Raw genomic sequence first — 25,207 nt, forward strand, 5'->3', positions numbered from 1 at the left:
TTTGATAACTCATTAAGTTTATCGAAAAAAATATTTGACCAACTAAATATTGAACCCAAACAGAAAGAAATCCTACACAAAATAAGATAAAAAACTTTGGCCAAGCCTTGAAAAGTTGTACACAATACATCAATTCCTATAAATTAAACACAAAACAATATGAATACTAAGAAAATTTTGATTTGGGCTTTTAGGATAATCTTATTGACTATTCTTTACTTTCCTATTTGGATCTTAGGTACATTAGCAATTGGAGACGTGATGCCGACTACTGCTTCAGAACCTGGTTTAGTGAGTGACGCAAACGGTATGCTTATTATAGGCTTAATAAATACAATTTTGATAATCGGGATTATTGTTTCTTCACGATGGTACGGATGGCGACTTGCGTTACTATTAGCTTTGGCATATTATGGGTCATTTACTTTTATAACACAAGTTGAAACGTGGTATTTTCTTACCGATTTAACGGTATCACCCAATTTACTTCCACGCTTATTTTTAATGGGATTATCAATACCATTCATTTATATTCCTCTTGCTATTCTGATTTGCAATAAATGGAAGAAAAGAGATGTTATCGTTGGAGATAAAAAAATGCTAATGCCTTTTAAGCAATTACTCTTAAAATTAGGTATTCTTGCTGTTACTTATCTGGTAATATATTGGTTGGCCGGTTACTTTATAGCATGGCAAAATCCTGAACTCAGAGCATTTTACGGTAGCTCCGGAGAGATAGCACCTTTCTTTGAACATACCTTTGATACATTCATCGATTCACCAAGCTTAATTTTACTGCAATTAGCCCGAGGAATATTATTTGCTGTAATAGCAATTCCAATAATTCGTGGTTCAAGAGTAAAGCCTTGGCTGACTGGATTGTTGGTCGCATTTCTTTTAGCATTACCACACTTAGGTCATATTATGCCTAATCCATTGATGCCTATAGCTAGTGTAAGGTTCAGCCATATGGTTGAAACATCGACGTCTACCTTCATTTTTGGATTGATCATTGTATGGCTACTTCATCGTAGACATTATAACGTAAAAGATCTGTTTTCTAAAAAACAAACAGGTCTACCCAATGTGGAAAGGTAGGAAGTTTAAAATTCATAATTATAAATGTTGTATATTTGCATACGTAAATAAGATGTTGTATTGCATATGAAGCCTTTCTTTTAGAGGTATAGGCGGTGTTAATGATCGATAGATAAAAACAATCAAAAATATGTTGTATAACATATAAAATGTACTATCTTTGTGTTGATTTAAATGGCAAGCGAGTTATTTAGAATCATCATTAGGTTATCAACTACATATTGAATGGCTTCTTAAATAGACGGTTGCCGATTAATCATAACTTTAATTTTAAAAGAAAGGAAAAATTATGACAATCAGAAACCTAACCAAAGAAGAGATTTTGGATCAGATAAAGTATCTGGAACAAAACATTTCTAACGGATCTGTTTCTTATCGTACTAACAGATTAAACAGAATCCGTACGTTGAAAGCAAGTTTGCGCATGGCAAGCTGAACAACTTCCAAATAAACAAACAAAGAGCAGAAAGCAGGAAATCCTGCAAGTATGCTGATGCAGTGGGGAAGTTGATTAACACTGATTCTGAAGCTAAGTGATAAATGATCACTGATGCTTTATTTTTTTAGAACTAAATCGTAATAACAATATATATATTTTTCCATTAAAGCCACCTCGATAGGTGGCTTTTTCTATTTGTAGCCTATTTCATCTTTATAATGACTTTTTTTCACCATTGAGCAGTTGGTAATATGATTTTTATCTATCTTTGTCCAAATTATTAATCAAAATAACAATTTTATGGATTTATTGTCTGCCCGATTAAATGCTTTATCGCCTTCTGAAACATTCGCAATGGCACAAAAAAGCAATGAACTGAAAGCTCAGGGAATTGATGTTATTAATATGAGTGTGGGGGAACCCGACTTTTATACTCCGGACCATATAAAACAGGCTGCCAAACAGGCAATAGATGATAACTTTTCTTTCTACTCTCCTGTGGCTGGTTTCCAGGATCTGAAGGTTGCTATTTGTGAGAAACTGATGAGGGAGAATGAGCTGGATTATAAGCCTGCACAGATTGTTGTATCGAGCGGTGCTAAGCAGTCGATATGCAACGTTATACTCTCTATCATTGGTAAGGATGATGAGGTGATTATCCCTGCTCCTTACTGGGTGAGCTACCCGGAAATGGTGAAGCTGGCTGAGGGTAACCCGGTGTTTGTATATGCCGGAATTGATCAGGATTTTAAGATTACTGCACAGCAGCTGGAGGAGGCTATTACTCCTAAGACTAAAGCGCTGATTCTTTGCTCGCCATCTAACCCTACCGGAAGTGTTTATACTGCTGAGGAGCTGAAGGAGATGGCTGAGGTGCTGGCAAAATATCCAAATGTTATAGTTATCTCTGATGAGATATATGAGCATATCAACTATATTGGTAAGCATGAGTCGATCGCGCAGTTTGATAAGATACGTGACCGTGTGGTTATCGTGAACGGGGTGTCTAAAGGATATGCGATGACTGGATGGCGTATTGGATGGATTGCTGCGACACAGTGGATTGCATCGGCTTGCAGTATGCTGCAGGGACAATATACTTCGGGCCCTTCTTCAATTGCACAGAAGGCGGCTGTGGCTGCCTATACCGGTAGTCAGGAGTGCGTTGCAGAGATGGGGGCTGCTTTTGAAAGGCGCAGGAACCTGATAGTGGGACTGCTTAAAGAGATTCCGGGGCTGAATGTGAATAATCCTATGGGTGCGTTTTATATCTTCCCAGAGTGTAAGAGCCTTATCGGCAGGTCTTATAATGGTAAGGTTATGGAGAGCGCTACCGACATTGCTATGTTCCTGCTGGAGGAGGCGCACGTGGCTTGTGTTGGGGGTGATGCTTTCGGTGCTCCGGGGTGTATACGTATATCATATGCTACTTCTGATGAGAATATAAAGAATGCTGTGGCAAGGATTAAAACTGCTCTTGAGAAGTTGTCCTGACACATTATTTTAAATCAAAATAAAACCCGGCTTGGTTAACGAGCCGGGTTTTCTATTTTTATTATTACCTTTGCAAATTATTTTTCAAAGGCTATAATTAATTGATGATGAGTAAAAAATTTCCTGAACATAGTCACTTGAATCTTTCAGATGTGAACAGAGAGATGCTGAAAGAGTGGGATGAAAAAGATATTTTCAAACGAAGTTTAGAGATTCGCAAGGGGCATCCTGACTTTGTTTTTTATGAGGGGCCGCCTTCTGCTAATGGTATGCCCGGTATTCACCATGTTATTGCACGTTCAATTAAAGATATATTTTGCCGCTATAAAACGATGAAGGGTTTCCTGGTAAACAGGAAGGCCGGATGGGATACGCACGGTTTGCCCGTGGAGCTGGGGGTTGAGAAATCTCTGGGTATCACGAAAGAGGATATTGGTACTAAAATATCGGTTGAGGAGTATAATGCTGCTTGCCGCACCGAGGTGATGAAATACACCAGGGAGTGGGAGGATCTTACTCGTCAGATGGGTTACTGGGTGGATATGAGTGATCCTTATATCACTTATGATAATCGATATATAGAGACGTTGTGGTATCTGCTTAAGGAGCTTTATAATAAGGATTATCTTTATAAAGGATATTCTATTCAGCCTTACTCTCCGGCTGCCGGAACGGGATTGAGTACTCATGAGCTTAACCAGCCCGGCTGCTACAGGGATGTGAAGGATACAACCTGTACGGCTCAGTTTAAGATTGTTGATCCGCTGCCTGAGTGGAAGGAGTTTGGTGAGGCGTTTTTCCTGGCGTGGACAACCACTCCATGGACGTTGCCTTCTAATGTGCTGCTTGCTGTGGGTAAGAATATCGAGTATGTGGCGGTGCAGACATATAACCAGTACACCGATAAGCCTATTACTGTGGTGCTTGCAAAGAGCCTGCTGAATACTTACTTCCCTGAGAAGAACAGTAAGTTGTCGCTTGAGGATTATAAGCCGGGTGATAAGGATATTCCTTTCCATGTTGTTGATAAGGTATGGAAGGGTGAGGAGCTTGCAGGCTTTGAATATGAGCAGCTGATGCCATGGGTGAAGGCAAACGGTAATGCATTCAGGGTGGTGACGGGGGATTTCGTGACTACTGAGGATGGTACCGGTATTGTGCATATTGCTCCTACGTTTGGTGCTGATGACATGAAGGTGGGCAAGGAGAACGGTGTGGATGGTATTTTACTTAAGGACAGGGATGGGGCAATGCGTCCGATGGTTGACCTGACTGGTAAATATTTCCGTATTGAGGAGCTTGATCCGCAGTTTGTAGAAAACAGTATGAATGCAGATCTGTATGGTGAGTTTGCCGGCAGATATGTTAAGAATGAGTATGATGACACTCTTACTGAGAAGGATGCTACACTTGATGTAGATCTTTCTGTGATGCTGAAGATGCAGAATCGTGCTTTCCGTATAGAGAAGCATGTGCATAACTATCCGCATTGCTGGAGAACGGATAAGCCTGTTCTCTATTATCCGCTGGATAGCTGGTTTGTTCGCACAACAGCATGCAGGGATAAGATGATTGAACTGAATAACACAATCAATTGGAAGCCGCAGTCGACTGGTACCGGACGCTTTGGTAAGTGGTTGGAGAATCTGCAGGACTGGAACCTGAGCAGGAGTCGCTACTGGGGCACTCCGCTTCCTATATGGCGCTCTGAGGATGGTAGGGAAGAGAAGTGTATCGGTTCGGTGAAGGAGCTGTATCAGGAGATGCAGAAGTCAATTGATTCCGGTGTGATGAGTGAGCTTCCTTGGAAAGGGGTTAGCTTGAGCGATTATAAAGATCTTGATTATGAAAAGATAGACCTGCACCGTCCTTATGTTGATAATATAGTGCTTGTTTCTGATAGCGGTAAACCGATGTATCGTGAATCGGATCTTATTGATGTTTGGTTTGATAGTGGTGCGATGCCATTTGCACAGGTGTTTTATCCTCATATAGCTGAAGAGGAGTTTCAGAAGGTGTTCCCTGCTGATTTTATTGCTGAGGGGGTGGACCAGACTCGTGGATGGTTCTATACTCTGCATGCGCTTGCGTCGATGGTGAAGGGTAGTGTGGCGTTTAAGAATGTTGTGTCGAATGGTCTTGTGCTGGACAAGAATGGCAATAAGATGTCGAAACGTCTCGGTAATGCTGTGGATCCGTTCACTACAATTGAGAAGTATGGCTCTGACCCTCTGCGCTGGTATATGATTACTAACGCTGCGCCTTGGGAGAACCTGAGGTTTGATGTTGAGGGGGTTGAAGAGGCTCGCAGAAAATTCTTCGGTACGCTCTACAATACTTACTCTTTCTTTGTGCTTTATGCTAATGTTGATGATTTCAGAAATCAGTATCCACAGATACCGGTTGAGAATCGTCCTGAAATAGATCGCTGGATTATCTCTCTTCTTAACTCTTTGGTGAAGGAGGTTGATCAGGGTTATGAGAATTATGAGCCAACCAAGGCTGGTCGCGCTATCAATGATTTTGTTAACGATAACTTGAGTAACTGGTATGTAAGACTTAACCGTAAACGTTTCTGGGGTGGTGAGATGACCGACGATAAGTTGTCGGCTTATCAGACTCTCTACCAGTGTCTGGTTACGGTTTCCAAGCTTATGGCTCCGATTGCTCCGTTTTATGCTGACAGGCTTTATCTGGACCTGACTTCGGTTGCAGGTGAGAAGGGGGCCGACTCAGTGCATCTGACCGATTTCCCGGTTGTTGAGGAGGGTCTGATAGATGAGCAGCTGGAAGATCAGATGTATCTGGCGCAGACTGTTTCGTCGATTGTGCTCGCTCTTCGTCGTAAGGTAAATATAAGGGTGCGTCAGCCTCTTACAAAGATAATGATACCTGTTGCTGATGAAAAACAGAAGAGTAATCTGCAGGCGGTTGAACAGTTGATACTTAACGAGGTAAATGTTAAGGAGCTTGCTTATGTTGACTCAGCAAGTGAGATATTGGTGAAGAGGGCTAAGCCTGACTTTAAGAAGCTGGGACCGAGATATGGAAAGATTATGAAGCAGCTGGCTGTTAAGATTCAGGAGTTTGACAGTAAAGATATTCAGGAGCTTGAGAAGAACGGATCGTACGCCTTTATGATAGATAGTCAGGAGGTGATAGTTGGTCTGGACGACGTGGAGATAATCTCTGAGGATATCCCGGGATGGCTTGTGGAGAATGAGGGCCGACTGACGGTTGCTCTTGATATCACTATTACGGATGAACTTCGTAAGGAGGGTATAGCTCGTGAGCTTGTAAACAGGATACAGAATCTGAGAAAAGCGAAGGATTTTGAAATAACCGACAGGATTGTAGTGAAGATTATGTCGCACCCTGCAATCGATGAGGCAGTGGCTGATAATTCGGAATACATAAGAAATCAGGTGCTTGCAGATGAGATATTGATTGTAAATGAAAAATTGGAAGATGAAATAGATATTGATGATGTTTCATTGACAATCAGTATTCATAAAAACAGTTGAGAATAATTTGTTTTTATGTATATTTGCGTATGCGTATACATGAAAAATTATAGTTAGTAAAAGAGAACACTCTCAAAAAAAATTTATTATGAGTAAAAAGACGAGATATTCAGCTGAAGAGTTGGAGGAATTCAGAGCTATTATTGTAGAAAAACTGGAAGTAGCCAAACAGGAGTATGAAAATTACAGGGCAGCGGTTACAAATGCTGATGGTAATGATACTGTGGACACTTCTCCAACTTATAAAGTGCTAGAAGAGGGTGCATCTACTCTCTCTAAGGAAGAGGCAGGCAGACTGGCTCAACGGCAGATGAAGTTTATTCAGAATCTTCAGGCTGCACTGGTACGTATTGAAAACGGTACATACGGTATATGCCGCGAAACAGGTGAACTTATCCCGAAAGAACGCCTTCGCGCTGTTCCTCATGCTACACTCAGTATTGAAGCAAAATCAAAGAAAAGGAGGTAAAATCAATCATATGAAGATCTTGATTTATGGATAGTCGTAGAGATAAGACATTGGTAGCTATCTTAGTAGTTTTTATGGTTATTCTCGTCGACCAGCTCACGAAGATTTTGGTTAAGACAAATATGAGTCTTTACGACACCATTAACATTACTGATTGGTTTCAAATCTATTTTGTAGAAAATAATGGGATGGCGTTTGGTATTGAGGCAGGAGGGAAACTGTTTCTTTCGCTTTTCCGTATAATTGCTGTTGTATTTATTATTATCTACATTAAAAAATTAATTAAAGAGGGTTTTAAAAAAGGTTTTATCGCTTGTGTGGCATTGATTCTTGCCGGTGCTTCCGGTAATATAATTGACAGTGTTTTTTATGGTGTAATTTTCGAAGCCAGCTATGCCGGCCACACAGCATCTTTTGTTCCATGGGGTGAGGGCTATTCAACGCTGCTTCACGGTAAAGTTGTGGATATGTTATATTTTCCACTTTTTAGCGGAACATTTCCCAACTGGATACCGTTTATAGGGGGTGAGGACTTTCTCTTCTTCAGATTTATATTTAACATCGCAGATTCTGCAATTACTGTAGGTGTCATTCTGCTATTATTGTTTTACAGAAAAACTTTATCATATTCACTTCTTTCTAAATCTGAGCGTGAAAAATATGATAAGGAACAAAAAGAAAAAGAAATTACCAGTGAGACCTGAAACTGTTTCTAACCTTTTAGTGCTCGTGATATTGAGCCTGTTGATATCTTCTTGTCAGAACAGACCCAAGGAGGTGTTAAACAGAAAGAAAATGGAACAGCTTATGTATGATGTTTATATTGCCGAAGCGATAATGGATAATGATTATCAGGATTTCAGCGAACCGGAAAAGAAAGAGGCATATATAAACAAGGTTTTTGCTCAGCATAACGTAACACAGGCTCAGTGGGACACCTCCTTGTCGTGGTACTCCGATAAAATTGACCTTTATCTCAGAATGAACGACTCTGTTAAGGCTCGGCTGAAAAGGGCACAGATAGAGATCGACTCGAGAAATGCAAAACTTAGTTTAGAGAAGGCTGAACCTGATATCCAAATTTATTCAGCCTCTTATATTCCACGTACTTACACATTTAAAACACCAGGTACTGATAGTAAAGGGTTCCGTTTTCAACTCGATTCAGCAGCTATCTCAAAAGATATTCCAAGCAACTTCTTCTCGTTCAACCTGAATGCGATTGGAATACCTCAGTCGGGCAACAACAATCTGACTTCTGCGCTGATTCTGGAGTATAATGATACTACCATCTATAGATACCAGAAAATTAAAGAGAACAGGAACTATGGTACTCCTATTTCCAAATATATTGATAACGATACTCTTAAACAAATTTATGGCTTTGTGCGTTTTGAGAGTTCAAACGGAATTACTCCGAATATTCAGTTGTATGACATATATTTGGGAGGGCAATAATTTAAATTAATATAAACACATTTTTTAACAAATAAATAATCATAACTAAAACACCAAATGGAAAAGAAAAGAGTTTACACCTTTGGAAATGGCGCTGCTGAAGGAAGAGCAGATATGAAAAATCTGCTTGGAGGTAAAGGAGCTAACCTTGCTGAAATGAATCTGATAGGAGTACCGGTGCCTCCCGGTTTTACTATAACCACCGAAGTTTGTACCGAATATAATGAATTAGGACGTGACTACGTGATAAATGTACTGAAAGGGGAAGTAGAAGACGCGATAATTCAGATTGAAAAGCTGACCGGCACAAAGTTCGGAGATAAGGATAATCCTCTTCTTGTATCGGTAAGATCGGGCGCTCGTGTTTCGATGCCTGGTATGATGGATACAGTATTGAACCTGGGTCTGAATGATGACGCAGTTGAAGGGATTGCTAAAAAATCGGGAAATGAGCGTTTTGCTTGGGACTCATACCGCAGATTTGTACAGATGTATGGTGATGTGGTACTGGGTATGAAGCCTCATAGCAAAGAAGATATTGATCCTTTTGAAGAGATAATGGAGGAGATGAAAGCTTCAAAAGGTATTGAACTGGATACTGAGTTTACAACTGACGACCTGAAACAGCTGGTTAAACTGTTTAAGGCTGCTGTTAAGGAGAAAACAGGTAAGGAGTTTCCTGTTAGTCCATGGGATCAGCTTTGGGGATCGGTTTGTGCTGTATTCGACAGCTGGATGAATGAGCGTGCTATTCTATACCGTAAGATGAATAACTTCCCGGAAGAGTGGGGTACAGCTGTAAATGTTCAGGCGATGGTTTACGGTAATATGGGTAAAACATCAGGAACAGGTGTTGCATTTACCCGTGATGCTGCTACTGGTGAGAATATATTTAATGGTGAGTACCTGATTGATGCTCAGGGTGAGGATGTTGTATCGGGTGTGCGTACTCCGCAGCAGATCACAACTGAAGGTTCTCGCCGTTGGGCAAAACTGCAGGGTATCTCTGAAGAGGAGCGTAGTGCAAAATATCCTTCACTGGAAGAGGTTATGCCTGAGTGTGCTGCAGAACTGATTGCTGTACAGCAGAAGCTTGAGGACTACTTTAAAGATATGCAGGACCTTGAGTTTACAATTCAGGATGGTAAGTTATGGTTGTTGCAGACCAGAAGTGGTAAGAGAACAGGTGCAGCTATGATTAAGATTGCTATAGATATGCTGCATGAGGGTTATATTGATGAGAAGACTGTTTTAAAACGTTGCGATCCTGAAAAGCTGGATGAGCTGCTGCACCCTGTATTTGATAAGAATGCTCTTGCAAAAGCGAAGCCTATAACACACGGACTTCCTGCTTCTCCGGGAGCTGCTGCCGGTCAGGTGGTTTTCCATGCTGATGAGGCTGAAGAGTGGAGTAAAGAGGGTAAACAGGTTATTCTTTGTCGTATAGAGACATCTCCTGAGGATCTGAGGGGTATGAATTCTGCTCAGGGTATCCTGACCTCAAGAGGTGGTATGACATCACACGCAGCTGTGGTTGCACGTGGTATGGGTAAATGCTGTGTTTCTGCAGCAAATAACCTTATAATAGATTATAAAACTCGCTCTCTTTCTATTAATGGAAAGGAAATTAAAGAGGGTGACTGGCTCTCACTTGATGGGTCAACCGGTTATGTTTATGAAGGTAAAATAGCTACTCAGGATGCTGATCTTGACGAGAACTTTGATGAGCTGATGAGTATTGCTGAGAAGTATGCCCGAATGGATGTGAGAACAAATGCTGATACTCCTAAGGATGCAGCGGTTGCACGTAAATTTGGAGCTAAGGGTATTGGTCTGTGCCGTACTGAGCATATGTTCTTCGAAGAGGATAAGATTGTTCCTATGCGTGAGATGATCCTCTCTAAAGATGAAGAGGGACGCCGCAAAGCTTTGGAGAAACTGCTGCCTCTTCAGAAGAAAGATTTCCTGGGTATCTTCAGAGCTATGGATGGATTGCCGGTGACTGTCAGACTGCTTGATCCGCCTTTGCATGAGTTTGTTCCTCACGATGAAAAGGGACAGATGGAGATGGCAAAGGTTATGGGTATCTCATATAAAGATATTCACGACAGGGTTGAAGGTCTTATGGAAGCAAACCCAATGCTTGGTCTTCGCGGATGCCGTCTTGGTAACCTCTATCCTGAGATCACTGAGATGCAGACCCGTGCTATCATTGAGGCTGCTATTGAACTGAAGAAAGAGGGTATTACAGCTATTCCTGAGATTATGGTGCCTCTAACAGGTATTGTTCATGAGTTTAAAGCTCAGAAGGATATTATTGAGTCTACTATACATGAGGTGTTTGCTGAGAATAATGAATCGGTTGAATATAAGATTGGTACAATGATTGAGATACCAAGAGCTGCTATTACTGCACATAAGATTGCGGCAGAGGCCGACTTCTTCTCATTTGGTACTAACGACTTGACTCAGTTGACATTCGGTTATAGCCGTGATGACGTTGCCAAATTCCTTCCAATGTATCTTGATAAGGGTATATTGAAACAGGATCCGTTTGCTGTATTGGATCAGAATGGTGTTGGACAACTTGTTCGCATGGCTGTACAAAAAGGACGTGAGGTGAAAACTACGCTTAAGTGTGGTATTTGTGGTGAGCATGGCGGTGAGCCTTCATCAGTGAAATTCTGTCACACTGTAGGTCTGAACTATGTTTCTTGCTCTCCGTTCCGTGTTCCTATTGCTCGTCTGGCTGCAGCTCAGGCAGCTATAGAGGGATAGTTGGACTGACTCTTTATATGAAAATTCGCAGAGGCGCCATAATTGGCGTCTCTGCATGCTTATAACTACTTTTAACCATCGAGTTGTTTGGCTGTTAAACGTATTATACCTACTTTTACATATATAATTCTTAATCAGTTTTATGAGACTTGCATGATGATCATTGCTCCGTTTAGAATGATTTTTGTGAGTATCAAATGTTACTTTTAAGAGACAGTAATTTTAATCATATGAAATCTAAAATAAAAGTATTGTTTTTTCTGGCTGTATTACTTGCATCACAGACTGTTATTTCGCAGAATAATATAATAGACGAAATAGTGTGGGTTGTGGGTGATGAAGCGATTCTCAAATCTGAAGTTGAGGAATACCGTAAAGAGATGCTGATGCAAAACCAGCGTATCGAAGGTGATCCTTATTGCTTTATACCGGAACAGTTGGCTATTCAGAAACTTTTTCTGGATCAGGCGAAACTTGACAGTATTGAGGTTCAGGAATCTAATATTTCCCGTGAACTGGAGTATTATGTGAATAACTATATCAACTCGATTGGTTCTGTGGAGAGGCTGGAGGAATACTTTGGTAAGCGTCTGTCTGCAATTCGTGAAGATTTAAGAGAACAGATACGTGAGCAGCAGATAATTCAGAGTGTACAGCAGAAGCATTTTGGCAATATTCAGCTGTCACCATCCGAAATTCGTCAATACTACAACAACCTGTCTCAGGATAGTCTCCCATTTATACCAACTACAGTGGAAGTTCAGATTATTACTGCTGAGCCTAAAATTCCTCTGGAGGAGATAGATAAGGTTAAAGCCCGACTCAGAGAATATACCGATCAGGTGAATAGTGGAGAAAGAGAGTTTTCAACTCTGGCACTGCTGCACTCTGAAGATCCTTCGGCAATTCAGGGGGGTGAACTTGGTTTTATGTCAAGATCGGGATTTGTGCCTGAGTTTGCAAATGTTGCTTTTGCACTTAATGATCCGAAGAAGGTTTCGAATGTTGTAGAGACTGAATATGGATTTCATATAATCCAGCTTATTGAAAGAAGGGGAGAGATGGCCAATTTCAGGCATATACTGCTTAAGCCTAAGGTTCCTAAAGAATCGCTCGATACTGCTGTTGTTCGACTCGACTCGATAAGGGCCGGGATAATGGATAATAGGCTGACTTTTGATGAGGCTGCAACATACCTTTCAGCAGATAAGGATACGCGCAATAATAAGGGTATCATGGTGAACAATACTCAGGGAAGTCCTAATGCCGGAACTCCTCGCTTTGCGCTGAATGAGCTGAATCAGGATATTGCAAAGATTGCTGGTGAGATGAAAGAGGGTGAGATCTCGCAGCCGTTTCTGATGCTTAATGACAAGGGCAGGCAGGTGGCTGCAATGATTAAGATTACAAACCGTAATGAGGGGCACCGCGCTAATATCAACAACGATTATCAGATTATAAAACAGATGGCGGAAAATGCCCGCAAGCAGAAGCTTGTTGATGAGTGGCTTCAGAAAAAGATTGAGAAAACTTATGTGCGTATTGATCCGGAATGGAGGAAATGCGAATTCAGATATTCAGGCTGGTTAAGGTAAAAAAGTTTTTTTCAGTTGCAATGAAAAAACAATCCTATAAATATTTAAAGCAAAGCACACTTTTACTTAGTGTGCTGTTTGTTTTTATATTTTCTGTGCATGCGCAGCAACCTGACTCCATAACAGCACCGAGGCAGGTGAAACCGGCTGTTGCCGGAGATAGCAATGCTGTGGATGAGGGTGCAGAAAGAATTATTGAGTTGAGACAGGCCGACCTGTGGAGCAAGAGGGCCGGTTTTGATGCTGAGATTCTTACGGGAAATGTTATCTTCTTTCATGAGGGTGCATATATGTATTGTGACAGCGCTTACCTGTTTCAGCAAACGAACTCATTTGAGGCTTTCAGCAATGTGAGCATGGAGCAGGGAGATACTATTTTTGTTTATGGCGATTATCTCTTTTATGATGGAAATACCAGACTGGCACGCCTGCGTGACAATATAAGGATGGAGGATAAAAATACTACTCTGTTTACGGATAGTCTGGACTATGATCGTATAGCAAATCTTGGATATTATTTTGAGGGTGGTATGCTTGTTGATGAAGAGAATGAGCTGACTTCTTACTGGGGGCAGTACGCTCCTGATACAAAAGAGGCTCTGTTCAGTGATAGTGTGAAGCTGGTTAATGAGGATTATATCATTTATGCAGATACCCTGAAATATAATACGGAAACAAAAATTGCTGATATTTTAGGGCCTTCGAGAATTGTTTCAGACAGTGGTTATATTCATACGCAGAATGGCTGGTATAATACTGTAACTGAGGATTCGCGACTTCTGGATCGTTCGCAGGTTTATAGTAATGACGGCAGCAAGGTGCTGATTGGCGACACGATCTTTTATAACAGAATTTCCGGAGAGGGTGAGGTCTTTGGTAATATGTATCTTGAGGATAGCGAGAGAAAAGGTATAATAAGAGGGAACTATGGTTTTTATAATGAGAAAACTGAATATGGTTTTGCAACCGATTCTGCCTTCGCTATAGATTATTCTGGTCAGGATAGTCTTTTTCTGCATGGTGATACATTGGTAATGAGCACAGATTCTACCTTCAGGGATATCAAGGCGTACTATAATGTGAGGTTTTATCGTGCAGATATACAGGGTATTTGTGACTCAATACACTACTCCTCACGAGATTCTATGATTTATATGGTTGGGCATCCTGTTGTATGGAACGAAAACAACCAGATATCAGGTTTTCAGATTAATGTTCATTTAAACGACTCAACTATAGAAAAGGCTATAGTGAAGGATAATGCATTAGCTGTTCAGGACAGAGGGGAGGGGGATCAGTTTAACCAGCTGAGCGGAAGAGATATGACTGCCTACTTCAGGGATGGAGAAATTTATCATGTGCTTGTAGAAGGTAATGCAGAGTCGCTATACTACCTCGTGGAAGAGGACAAAACGATAATTGGATTAAACAGGACTGAGAGTCCCTATCTCTCAATAGATATTGCTGATGAACAGATAAAGCGACTGAAAGTGTGGCCTTCAACAAAAGCTGTGACAACACCGCTTCCTCAATTGCAACCGGAGCAGAAAAGATTGGAAAGGTTTGTATGGCTTGATTATTTGCGGCCAACCGGCCCGGATGATATCTTCCGAAGCAACGAAAGGAAAACTGAGGATGTTGACAATGAGCCTGTAAGGCGTTTCGAGAGGGAAGACATTACACTATGATTTAGTAATCATTGTTTTGTGATTATTAAATGTGAATCAGTACTTAAAACCGGGTAAACTGGTTTGCTGTTTTGTCTTTATTATTATGATTATTTATATTTGTATCTATCAAACATCTATTTAAAATGGGAGTATTTTTTTTCTATAACAACCGTAAACCTCGCAAATTTAATTACAAACCGATTCTTTATGATCCGGATGAGGAGGCTCGAAAGGAGAAACTAAAGAACAGGATTGAAGCTGTAAAGAGAGAGATGGGCGTTTTGCCTGAAAGGAGTGAAATAGATAAAAAAGATTTTAAATCTGAGTTTGTTTCTCAGACTCGCTTTTTAAAGAAACGCAAAAGCAGAGAGGAATCAGGTGAAAGTTCATTTATTACCAATAACAAAATACTTATTTTCATAGGTATAGTTCTGTTGTTGATATTCATCTTCTGGCTGTTGCGATAAATTGGGTTTTAATTAAAATATGACTGATATAATTCATCTTCTACCTGACTCCATCGCCAACCAAATTGCTGCAGGTGAAGTAATTCAAAGGCCCTCTTCAGTGGTAAAGGAGTTAGTGGAGAATTCTATTGATGCAGGAGCTGAACATATACAGATAGTTATAAAGGATGCAGGACGTACTTTGATCACTGTTATTGATGATGGTAAGGGTATGTCTCCAACCGATGCAAGAATGGCTTTTGAGAGGCACGCAACATCAAAAATTAAAAGTGCAGATGATCTTTTTGCACTCACCACAATGGGTTTCAGAGGTGAGGCATTACCATCGATTGCTGCAATATCGCAGGTTGAGGTAAAGAGTCGCAGAGAAGAAGATGAGTTAGGGACTCTACTGTTAATATCCGGTTCAAGACTGGAAAAGCAGGAGTTTATTGCTTGTGGTGCGGGTACTTCAATTTCTGTAAAAAATATATTCTATAATGTTCCTGCACGCAGGAAATTCCTTAAATCCAATGAAACTGAGAGACGAAATATATTTAACGAAATCGAGAGAATTGCTTTAGTACATCCGCATCTGGAGTTCTCTCTGATCGAAAATGATGAGGAGACCCTGCATCTTACTAAAGCAGGATTAAAGCAGCGAATTGCACAGCTGGAGGGTAAGAATATTTTGCAGCAGCTGATAGATATAGAGGCTGAGACTGCACTCGGAAAGATTTACGGGTATGTTTCGCGACCGGAGTATGCAAAGAAGCGCAATTCAAGTCAGTTCTTCTTCGTAAACAACAGGTATATCCGCCATCCATATTTTCATAAAGCGGTGACTACTGCTTTTGAACAGCTTATCTCTTCTGATGAGAAGCCTACTTACTACATCTATTTTGAGGTTGATCCTGAATCTCTTGATGTTAATATTCATCCTACAAAGACTGAGGTGAAGTTTGAAAATGAGCAGGCTTTATGGCAGATTTTGATGGTAACGGTTAAAGAGTCGCTTGGCAAGTTTAATGCTGTGCCTACAATTGATTTCGACAGGGAGGATGCACCTGAGATACCTGTTTATGATCCTTCTGCACCGGTTCAAATGCCGAGGGTTAATGTTGATCCTGCATACAATCCTTTCAATACTCCTTCTTTTGAACCCAACAGGGTGTCAGCGCCTGCTTTAGGATGGGAAAAACTACAAAAGAGTTTCGAGGAAGAGGTGTTACCCCCTTCGGAAAACATATTAGCAGGATCTGCTCAAAATATACCAGAGACAGATCTTTATCCTGAACATTATCAGTATAAGCAGAGATATATTCTCACTTCTGTAAAATCGGGGTTGATGATAATTGATCAGCATAAAGCGCATATAAGGATTCTGTTTGAAAAGTATCTTACTCAGATAAGAAAAAGAAAAGGAGTTTCACAACGTGTTCTTTTTCCTGAAGTATTAGAGCTTTCTGCTTCGGAATCGGCAGCATTGCCTTCTATAATGGACGACCTGGAGGCGCTTGGCTTTGAACTGAGCAATCTGGGCAACAACTGTTTTGCTGTTCAGGGTGTTCCTTCTGAGATTGAGAGTTCCAACCCGGGCACGATTATCAAATCGATGATTAGTTATAGCCTGGAAACTGGCAGTGATGTTAAGTCGGAGATTCAGGAGTCAATTGCTCTTTCGCTGGCAAGATTAACCGCTATTCCCTATGGCAGGGCTTTATCGGGGGAAGAGATGTTACTGATAGTGAGTGAGCTTTTTGCAACACCATCACCTTCTTACACACCTGATGGACAGAAGGTTGTAAGTTTACTGTCTGATGCCGAAATAGAAAAGAAAATGAACTAATTAATTTATTCACCATTAAAAACGAATATTATGGATTACTCTTATTGTGGAACGAGCGGAATACAGCTACCCAAGATTTCACTTGGTTTGTGGCACAACTTTGGGTTCGTGGATGATTACGAAACTGCAAAGGATATGATTCTTTATGCTTTTGAGCAGGGTATTACTCATTTCGACCTGGCTAATAACTATGGACCTCCTCCAGGATCAGCAGAAACTAATTTTGGGAAAATATTGAGAGAGAACCTTTCATCACACCGTGATCAGATGATAATATCGTCAAAAGCGGGGTATTATATGTGGGAGGGACCTTATGGTGACGGTGGTTCAAGAAAGTATCTGATGGCAAGTATCGATCAGAGTCTGAAGCGTACGGGACTTGATTACTTTGATATCTTTTATACACACAGGTATGATCCGAACACACCTATTGAGGAGACAATGCAGGCTTTGGTTGATATAGTACGTCAGGGAAAGGCCTTATATGTTGGATTTTCTAACTATCCTCCTGTACAGGCCAGAAAAGGATTGAATTATTTAAAGGAGAGAGATGTTCCATGTCTGATTTTTCAGGATAAGTATAGTATGTTTAATCGCAAACCTGAAGAGGAGATATTGAGTATCACAAAAGAGTATGGTGCAGGTTTTATAGCTTTCTCTCCTCTTGCACAGGGTGTTCTTACAGATAAATACCTGAATGGCATTCCTGAGGATTCACGCGCAGCTAAGCCTACCGGTTTTCTAAGGAAAGAACAAGTTTCTCCTCTTTTAGTAGAAAAGGTTAAACAGTTGAATGTGATTGCATCAGAACGTGGTCAGACAATGGCAGAGATGGCTATTGCATGGGTGTTGAGAGATCCAAGGGTTACATCTGTGATTGTTGGAACCAGAAACATGGATCAGTTGAAAGACAATTTGAATGCATTGCAAAATCTCAATTTCACAAAAGAAGAGCTGATCAGGATTGATACAATTCTGGATGGTGCTACTCTGTAATTTGTTAAACAGATGCGGATAAAAAGATATTTGGCTATTTCTTTTCTCTTTCTGTTATCTTGTGCTGATAATACACCACCACTCTCTATACCTTATGCTCCGGTAAGGTTTACAATTGATGTGAATGCTTATGATCATACGTTGAGAGAGGGTATGTCGTACAAGACTTTTACGGAACCGCGTCTGAGTACAGACAGACTTGGATATGCAGGTCTGCTTGCAGTAACTGATGCATCGGGCAGCAACGTTTATGTATATGATTTATGCTGTCCTTATGAAGATGACAGAAATATAAGAATTATACCCCGGGGAGATGGTAAGGCAGAATGCCCCGGGTGTAATTCTGTTTTTGTAACCATGTATGGTAACTTTGGTCTTGGATTGGGAACACCTGAAAAAGGTCCTTCAAAAGAGCCATTGCAAAGCTATCAGGTTTATTCCTCACGGCCAGGAGTTTATGAAGTAGTGAATAGCAGGGGGAATAAATAAACCGAATTAATTTTAACAATAACTGAACAAAATAGTACTTTTCTTGTTTTACCTGCTTACGGAATTTTTAATCTGAAGTGGCATTCTCTTTAGGATTTTCTTTAATGCCATTTCTTTAATTTTAATTGATGAGAAAAGTCTATACGTTTTCTGTTTTACTGGTTATCGGTCTTGTTTTATCACAAATCTTGCCTCCATTATTAGGAGAGAGTTTCCCAACATTTCAATTAGTTTCAACCTCTTTACTCTACATCTCACTTGCATTTATCATGATAAATGTAGGTCGCGAGTTTGAATTGAATAAAAAAGAGTGGCGTAGCTATACACTGGATTATGGTGTAGCAATGGGAGCCGCTGCATTTCCATGGATTCTTGTGGCATTGTACTATCTCTTTGCAGTTGCTCCCCCTGAGATGAAAATGTGGCTAAATGGTGATGCCTGGAAAGAGTCTTTCATGCTTGGTCGCTATGCTGCTCCCACCTCTGCAGGGATATTGTTTACAATGCTGGTTGCTGCCGGTTTGAAGCATACCTGGGTATATAAAAAAGTACAAGTTCTGGCAATATTCGATGACCTGGATACAATACTTTTAATGATACCTCTTCAGATTCTGATGATAGGAATGCGCTGGCAGATGTTAGTGGTTATGGCTGTTGCTGTGCTGCTAATATGGCTGGGCTGGAAGAAGATGAATTCCTTAAATATTAAACAAGACTGGAAGTCGATCCTACTCTATTCCATTCTTCTTTTTGTTATAATCGAAGGTCTGTATCGCATAACAACACATTTATACGGTTTTGATGGTGGTATTCATATAGAGATTTTACTTCCTGCTTTTATTTTGGGTATGATTATGAAAGGAGATCATCCTCCTGTACCGGATAAGAGTGAGGTTAAAGTAGCAGATTCCATATCATACATATTCATGTTACTGGTTGGTTTGAGCATGCCTCTCTTTTTGGGTGTTGACTTTACTAAAGATGCAGCACTTTCTGCTTCTGTAATTTCTCAGATTCCTATGCCTCACTGGAGTGTTATAGCAATGCATGTAGTTTTGGTCACCATTATATCCAATATTGGAAAGCTGTTCCCACTATTTTTCTATAGAGACAGGACTATTAAGGAGCGACTCGCATTATCAATTGGTATGTTCTCGAGAGGTGAGGTTGGAGCAGGTGTTCTTTTCATTGCCATAAGCTATCAGATAGGTGGGGTATTGCTTGTAATTTCAGTATTGGCAATGTGTTTGAATCTATTATTAACCGGAATATTTATCTCTTCTGCTAAAAGGCTGATATTGGCTTCAGCGCATGATGTCACATAATCAGGCAGATAATTAAGCTTACAAGAAAAATCGAAAAATTAAAGAAAAAATGTTTCGCTTTTTCTTTGTAAATTGAAGAAACATTTTTACATTTGCAGTCGCAAATTCAAACTGTGCAAGCGAGCACTGATAGAAAAGCAACGTTTTGCGGAAGTAGCTCAGTTGGTAGAGCACGACCTTGCCAAGGTCGGGGTCGCGAGTTCGAGCCTCGTCTTCCGCTCTTCTTAAAATTTATTTGGTGAGGGACCATCATTTGACCCGTTATTGACACAGATGTCTCACCTTGAACTAAAGGTCCGCTCGGATGGTGGAATGGTAGACACGCAAGACTTAAAATCTTGTGGCCATTATAGGCTGTGCGGGTTCAAGTCCCGCTCCGAGTACCACAAAAGGCTGTAAATCTATTGATTTACAGCCTTTTGTGTTTTAGCTTGGGCGCCAAAGGGTTGCCCAATCCGAAACATTATAAACTTTAAACATCTTTAACTGTCGGATAATAATTTAATGGACAAATTCCTGAAGTTTTCTTTTTATCGCTACTTTTACCGATAATGTTTTTCCGGAATAATTTATGTAATCAACTTTTCTCCGCCTTCAAAAACTCTTAAACGAATATATCTCCTATCGTTTAAGAAAAGCCATCAAACTTTTTGGCTTAAATTCTGAATATTGGGATGAAAAGATGTTGTATTCCCATATAGAGGAGGAAATTTACAACTCATCGCTTGAACTGATCAAACTTCACGAAAAACATCCGATACTGCATACCGTCACCAATTTTTCCGATTTTAAAAACCTGCAATCGCAATTACCCCAAGAACAACCTGCGCAAGTTTTGCCCGCATTAGAAACGAAAACCACTTTTGAAGCCGGATTCACATTCCCTCAAATAGAATTATTGACCCAATGCGTGAACGAAGCCCGTGTATTTACTGAAACAATTACAAGCGAAATATTTGAAAATATTTTATCCTGCACACTTGCCCTACCGCTGAAATCACGCAACAACCGATTGTTGGTATATTTCTTTTCCTCATTGGACGATCGAAGCCTGATTAACCGCAACTGGCAAATCGTTATCGACAAAAACCAATTCCACGGGAAGTCGTTGGTTCCTGCCCTTTGAAGCATTGTACATCGATATCGAACGGATGAAAGACACGGATATGGATAACGTGTTCAGCCAAGGCTATCATCTGTACAAATCGGGATTCAGGTACCGTTTTGACTTTCACTTTTTCTACTTACTACCTTACTACAAACTAAAAAATAAAGAATAATACAATGAAAGAAAAAGAGTTACGAGATCAAACTCTTGAATAAGGCAGATTTGAATTTAATTACAAAATCAATCCACCGTCCGATATTCATTGGGCGTTAGGCCGGTTCGTTGTTTAAACAATCGGGTAAAATGCTGCGGGTACCTAAATCCCAGTTCATATGCTATCTCACTTATGGATTTATCGGCATCAAGGAGCCTTTTTTTAGCTACTTCAATTACCTTGGTCTGTATGTACTCCTGAGGTGAAATTCCTGTTTCCTTTTTGATCAGGTCTCCAAAATAATTAGCCGAGAGGTTAAGTTCCTCCGCGCACCAGGTAACTGAAGGCAACCCCAAATTTTGCGGTTTATCCGAAAAGAAGTATTTATTTAATTTGGCTTCAAATCGTTCTAAAATACCTTTGTTACTATTGTCTCTTGTAATAAATTGACGATCGTAAAAACGCGTGCAATAATTCAAGAAAAGCTCAATATTTGAGATAATCAGCTGTTTACTGTGCTTGTCAATGGCGTGATGCAACTCATATTCGATTTTTGAGAAACAATCTAAAATGATTTTTCTTTCCTGTTCCGATAAATGTAATGCTTCATTTACGGCATACGAGAAAAAATGATATTCGTGGATTTTGTTTCCGAGGGAAGTACCGGATATGAAGTCGGGATGAAAAACCAAAGCAATTCCTTGCGGTTGGTAAAATTCTTCCCCATATTGACCAATAACCTGGCCGGGAGCAAGAAATATCAATGTTCCTTCTTCGTAGTCATAATTACTCAATCCATACCGCAAATCGCCACACTTTATTTTCTTTAAAAAAACAGTATAAAAAGAATATCGTAAACGTCTGAGTTGTCTTGGGGCTGCTTTTTCGAGATGAACTACGCCGACCATCGGGTGCAAGGTCTCATTATTATTAAACTCGTTGTATTCCCGAATACTATTGAAATTTATTACGGTATCCATTTTTTTATTTATTGCATGCAAATGTAACAAAATTATATCGTCCCTGAATGGATGATCTTGAAAATAAGTAATTTTGGTAGGTAATCAGTAATTGGTATAAACATATCTTGATTTATACTCTCTATTTTTACAATGTGAAATTTATATCATTAAATAGAATTACGTATGATACCGAAAAAAAACGTCGTAACTGTAATCTTCTGGACGTTCTGTTTTATTTTTCTGATATCGGGATGTACGCAAAAGTACAATGATAAGAGTAATGAATTGCTTATCATAAAAGAACAAGGCAGTTTTGCAGTGGGGGGCAGTGTAATTACTTCTCCGGGAGAATTTAATCCTTACACGAGAACACCTGAGGGACAGACCTTTCATGGTGATCATGCATATGTTTTTTATCAAATTCCGGATAAAGCCCGAAAACTTCCTTTGGTCCTTTGGCATGGATTTGGACAGTTCTCAAAAACCTGGGAAACGACTCCCGACGGACGGGATGGATTTCAAAACATATTTCTCAAACGCAAATTCGGGGTATATCTCATCGATCAGCCACGAAGAGGAAACGCGGGACGCAGTATGGCAGAAGCAACTATCCTACCCACAACTGACGAACAAGAATGGTTTAGCACATTCAGGTTGGGAGTTTGGCCCGATTTTTTCGAAGGTGTGCAGTTTGATAAAAGCGATGAGACACTTAATCAGTATTTCCGTCAGATGACACCCAACATTGGTGCTTTCGATGTGGAAGTAATAACGTCTGCTGTTTCTGAGCTTTTCAATAAAATTGGGGAAGGAATCCTTGTAACCCACTCACAAGCGGGCGGATTCGGGTGGTTAACTGCCATTAAGAACAACAATATAAGAGCCATTGCCTCGTATGAACCGGGAAGTGGTTTCTTATTTCCCGAAGATGAGGTACCCGCTCCAATACAAAGTTCAGCAGGGCCATTATCTGCAAATGGTGTGCCCATGGGTGAATTTATGAAACTTACCAAAATCCCCATCATCATTTATTACGGAGATTTTATTCCTGAACAACCCTCCGATAACCCGGGTATCGACGGCTGGCGTGCACGGCTCGAAATGGCAAAGTTATGGAGAGATACCGTTAATAAATATGGTGGAGATGTAACCCTGATCCATCTGCCTGAAATAGGAATAAAAGGCAATACACATTTCCCGTTTTCGGATTTAAATAATGTGGAAATTGCCGATTTATTGTCTGAATGGTTAACGAAAAAGGGATTGGACAAATAAAACAACAACTTAGTGAGATGAAAACAAAGATTAAAATTTTTTTATTGACAATTATGTTTATTTCAGCAAGCGTTGCAGCTCAAAACCCATCCAAACCCGCAAATCCATTCGGGTTGGTTTATGGCGGAGCCATTACGGAAAATGTAAATGGCAAGGTTAATATACATCCGGTTACATACAAACTAAACGGCATCGATATTTCCGCCAATATATACACACCGGCTAATTATGATCCTTCGAAAAAACACCCCGCTATCGTTGTCGCTCATCCTAATGGCGGTGTAAAAGAACAGGTCGCGGGATTATATGCACAGCGGCTGGCTGAATCTGGGTACGTTGCCATTGTTGCGGACGCATCGTATCAGGGTGCCAGCGGCGGACAACCCCGTAACGTGGACAAACCTGCGAATCGTATCGAGGACATCCGGGGAATGGCCGATTTCATCACTCACTATCAAGGTGTCAATGCCAATCAACTGGGATTACTTGGTATTTGCGGAGGAGGAGGTTACTCTTTAAAGGCCGCGCAAACCGATAAACGTTTCAAAGCAGTAGCTACACTTAGCATGTTCAATTCGGGGGAAGTGCGGCGCAACGGATTTATGAATTCCGGTTTATCAACCATTCAGGAACGGCTGAAAGAGGCCACAGAAGCCCGCGCTTTAGAAGCAGCCGGAGGAAAAATCCTTTATGCTTCCGATACGGAAATAACCGACGAGATGGCCGATAAAATGCCTTTCGATTTGTATCGCGAAGGTCATTACTATTACCATAGAACTCATGCTCATCCGAATTCAACGTTCCGCTTTACCATGAGCAGTTTGCTCGATTTGATGGAATTTGACGTTACTACCAATATGGATTTGATAAATCAGCCTTTGTTGATGATGGCAGGAAGCAAAGCTGACACCTATTACATGACCGACAGCGCATTCAAACTTGCCACCGGAACAAAAGAAAAAGAGTTGTTTTTAATTCCGGGAGCCACACATATTCAAACTTACTATGTTCCCGAATATGTTAACAGGGCTGTCGGTAAACTCAACGAATTTTTTGGAAAATATCTCTAACCAATAAAAATACAATAATGAAGAGGATTATAATTTTTATCACTTTAACGGTCGTGTTCCTGATTGGAAACTTAAGCCTTGCAAATTCACAGGTACTGACCGCCAACGTTCCGATGTTAAAACTGAATAATGGCATAGCAATGCCCCAATTCGGACTCGGCACCTTTACGGCCACAAATGAAGCATGTAAGGAAGCTTGTTTAGTTGCATTAAAAAACGGCTATCGTCATATCGATACTGCTCATGCATACAGAAATGAATCAGGCGTTGGAGCCGCTGTTAAGGAGAGCGGGATTCCCCGTGAAGAAATATGGATAACAAGTAAACTTTGGCCTTCCGAATACGGAGAAGGCACAACAATGGAAGCAATCGATAAAATGCTTGCCCGTTTGAATACACCCTATATTGATCTTTTGTATGTTCATCAGCCTGTCGGGGATTTTGTGGGAGCCTGGAAAGATATGGAAAAAGCAGTTGAAGCGGGGAAAGTTCGAGCATTGGGTATCAGTAATTTCGATGACAGTGACGAAGTTTTTCATGCAATTGTAGACAATATGAAAATAAAGCCGGCAGTAATGCAAATAGAATGCCACCCTTATGCTCAACGATTGAACGTCAGAGAGAAAGTAAAACCTTACGAAATAGCCATAGAATGCTGGTTCCCGTTAGGACATGGAAACAAAGAGCTACTTTCGAATCCGGTTATCGGAAAAATTGCAGAGACGCATAATAAGACAATTGCACAAATAATCCTCCGATGGCATATTCAGGAAGGATTCTCAGTTATTCCAGGTGCTACTAATCCCGACTACATCAAAGAGAATATCAGTATTTTCGATTTTGAACTAAGCGATGAAGAAATGACAACCATGCGTTCATTAAACAAAGAAAAACGTTTTTTTAATATGACTCTCGAACAAAAGCAGGGATTTGTAAATATGAAAATGGAGGATTAATCTTGCTAAAAAATAAGGGACAATAAACCTTATTGAATACAGGCAGGCAATG

20 protein-coding genes, 2 tRNA genes and 1 pseudogene are annotated in these 25,207 nt (G+C 40.4%); 22 read left to right on the top strand and 1 reads right to left on the bottom strand.

Annotation, left to right across the window (positions count from 1 at the left end; all coding sequences use genetic code 11):
• The first annotated feature begins 261 nt into the window (after window positions 1–261).
• From BN1354_RS11575 to BN1354_RS12175, 19 genes and pseudogenes are all read left to right on the top strand, one after another.
• Window positions 262–1,098 carry a hypothetical protein gene (locus tag BN1354_RS11575; protein WP_154904861.1) on the top strand — a complete coding sequence of 279 codons (837 nt, stop codon included), beginning with the start codon at window positions 262–264 and terminating at the stop codon, window positions 1,096–1,098.
• 289 nt (window positions 1,099–1,387) lie between these two features.
• Window positions 1,388–1,534, top strand: a complete 147-nt coding sequence (locus tag BN1354_RS12045) for a hypothetical protein (RefSeq protein ID WP_157360209.1) — start codon at window positions 1,388–1,390, stop codon at window positions 1,532–1,534.
• A gap of 303 nt (window positions 1,535–1,837) precedes the next feature.
• Window positions 1,838–3,031 carry a pyridoxal phosphate-dependent aminotransferase gene (locus BN1354_RS11580; RefSeq protein ID WP_053827196.1) on the top strand — a complete coding sequence of 398 codons (1,194 nt, stop codon included), beginning with the start codon at window positions 1,838–1,840 and terminating at the stop codon, window positions 3,029–3,031.
• A 107-nt stretch (window positions 3,032–3,138) separates the two neighbouring features.
• The gene (gene ileS, locus BN1354_RS11585) at window positions 3,139–6,555 is read left to right on the top strand and encodes an isoleucine--tRNA ligase (protein WP_053827284.1); all 3,417 of its coding nucleotides are present in this window, start codon (window positions 3,139–3,141) and stop codon (window positions 6,553–6,555) included.
• A gap of 88 nt (window positions 6,556–6,643) precedes the next feature.
• Entirely contained in the window at window positions 6,644–7,024 is a 381-nt protein-coding gene (locus BN1354_RS11590) for a TraR/DksA family transcriptional regulator (protein ID WP_045090347.1), read from the top strand.
• Window positions 7,025–7,050: 26 nt separating this feature from the next.
• A complete protein-coding gene (locus BN1354_RS11595; protein WP_045090346.1) occupies window positions 7,051–7,728 on the top strand; it encodes a lipoprotein signal peptidase in 678 nt (225 codons plus the stop codon).
• The gene (locus BN1354_RS11600; RefSeq protein WP_045090345.1) at window positions 7,685–8,482 is read left to right on the top strand and encodes a DUF4296 domain-containing protein; all 798 of its coding nucleotides are present in this window, start codon (window positions 7,685–7,687) and stop codon (window positions 8,480–8,482) included. The genes BN1354_RS11595 and BN1354_RS11600 overlap by 44 nt, the downstream gene beginning before the upstream one ends.
• 57 nt (window positions 8,483–8,539) lie before the next feature.
• Complete coding sequence (gene ppdK / locus BN1354_RS11605) at window positions 8,540–11,260, top strand: pyruvate, phosphate dikinase (protein WP_045090344.1); 2,721 nt, start codon at window positions 8,540–8,542, stop codon at window positions 11,258–11,260.
• 230 nt (window positions 11,261–11,490) lie between these two features.
• Window positions 11,491–12,855 carry a peptidylprolyl isomerase gene (locus tag BN1354_RS11610; protein WP_053827285.1) on the top strand — a complete coding sequence of 455 codons (1,365 nt, stop codon included), beginning with the start codon at window positions 11,491–11,493 and terminating at the stop codon, window positions 12,853–12,855.
• A 20-nt stretch (window positions 12,856–12,875) separates the two neighbouring features.
• Entirely contained in the window at window positions 12,876–14,543 is a 1,668-nt protein-coding gene (locus tag BN1354_RS11615; RefSeq protein ID WP_053827198.1) for an OstA-like protein, read from the top strand.
• A 125-nt stretch (window positions 14,544–14,668) separates the two neighbouring features.
• The gene (locus BN1354_RS11620; RefSeq protein WP_045090342.1) at window positions 14,669–14,992 is read left to right on the top strand and encodes a hypothetical protein; all 324 of its coding nucleotides are present in this window, start codon (window positions 14,669–14,671) and stop codon (window positions 14,990–14,992) included.
• Window positions 14,993–15,011: 19 nt separating this feature from the next.
• Complete coding sequence (gene mutL, locus BN1354_RS11625) at window positions 15,012–16,820, top strand: DNA mismatch repair endonuclease MutL (RefSeq protein ID WP_053827199.1); 1,809 nt, start codon at window positions 15,012–15,014, stop codon at window positions 16,818–16,820.
• Window positions 16,821–16,850: 30 nt separating this feature from the next.
• Complete coding sequence (locus BN1354_RS11630; RefSeq protein ID WP_045090340.1) at window positions 16,851–17,816, top strand: aldo/keto reductase; 966 nt, start codon at window positions 16,851–16,853, stop codon at window positions 17,814–17,816.
• 12 nt (window positions 17,817–17,828) lie between these two features.
• Window positions 17,829–18,305, top strand: a complete 477-nt coding sequence (locus BN1354_RS11635) for a hypothetical protein (RefSeq protein WP_053827200.1) — start codon at window positions 17,829–17,831, stop codon at window positions 18,303–18,305.
• Between the two features lie 128 nt (window positions 18,306–18,433).
• Complete coding sequence (locus BN1354_RS11640; RefSeq protein WP_045090338.1) at window positions 18,434–19,630, top strand: cation:proton antiporter family protein; 1,197 nt, start codon at window positions 18,434–18,436, stop codon at window positions 19,628–19,630.
• Window positions 19,631–19,777: 147 nt separating this feature from the next.
• Window positions 19,778–19,850: transfer RNA gene (locus BN1354_RS11645), tRNA-Gly, on the top strand.
• 78 nt (window positions 19,851–19,928) lie between these two features.
• Window positions 19,929–20,016, top strand: a tRNA-Leu gene (locus BN1354_RS11650).
• A 296-nt stretch (window positions 20,017–20,312) separates the two neighbouring features.
• Entirely contained in the window at window positions 20,313–20,756 is a 444-nt protein-coding gene (locus BN1354_RS11655) for a hypothetical protein (protein WP_045090337.1), read from the top strand.
• Window positions 20,719–20,859 (top strand): annotated as a pseudogene (locus tag BN1354_RS12175) (VapE domain-containing protein); the annotation flags it as partial. The gene BN1354_RS11655 and the pseudogene BN1354_RS12175, both read left to right, overlap by 38 nt.
• Before the next feature lie 119 nt (window positions 20,860–20,978).
• Here BN1354_RS12175 and BN1354_RS11660 read toward each other — a convergent pair.
• Window positions 20,979–21,872 carry a helix-turn-helix domain-containing protein gene (locus BN1354_RS11660; protein ID WP_053827201.1) on the bottom strand — a complete coding sequence of 298 codons (894 nt, stop codon included), beginning with the start codon at window positions 21,870–21,872 and terminating at the stop codon, window positions 20,979–20,981.
• A gap of 165 nt (window positions 21,873–22,037) precedes the next feature.
• On the opposite strand from BN1354_RS11660, the gene BN1354_RS11665 reads away from it, so the two are divergent.
• Genes BN1354_RS11665 through BN1354_RS11675 form a run of 3 tightly spaced genes read left to right on the top strand, consistent with a single transcriptional unit; the run spans window position 22,038 to window position 25,155 of the window.
• Entirely contained in the window at window positions 22,038–23,129 is a 1,092-nt protein-coding gene (locus tag BN1354_RS11665; protein ID WP_052673219.1) for an alpha/beta hydrolase, read from the top strand.
• Between the two features lie 17 nt (window positions 23,130–23,146).
• Window positions 23,147–24,199 (top strand): alpha/beta hydrolase, encoded by a 1,053-nt coding sequence (locus BN1354_RS11670; protein WP_082057440.1) that lies wholly within the window; start codon window positions 23,147–23,149, stop codon window positions 24,197–24,199.
• 17 nt (window positions 24,200–24,216) lie between these two features.
• On the top strand, window positions 24,217–25,155 hold the full coding sequence (locus BN1354_RS11675) for an aldo/keto reductase (protein ID WP_197272060.1): 939 nt from the start codon (window positions 24,217–24,219) through the stop codon (window positions 25,153–25,155).
• Window positions 25,156–25,207: the final 52 nt, after the last annotated feature.

The sequence above is a fragment of the Lascolabacillus massiliensis genome, from assembly GCF_001282625.1.
GTDB classification, from domain to species: Bacteria; Bacteroidota; Bacteroidia; order Bacteroidales; family Dysgonomonadaceae; genus Proteiniphilum; species Proteiniphilum massiliensis.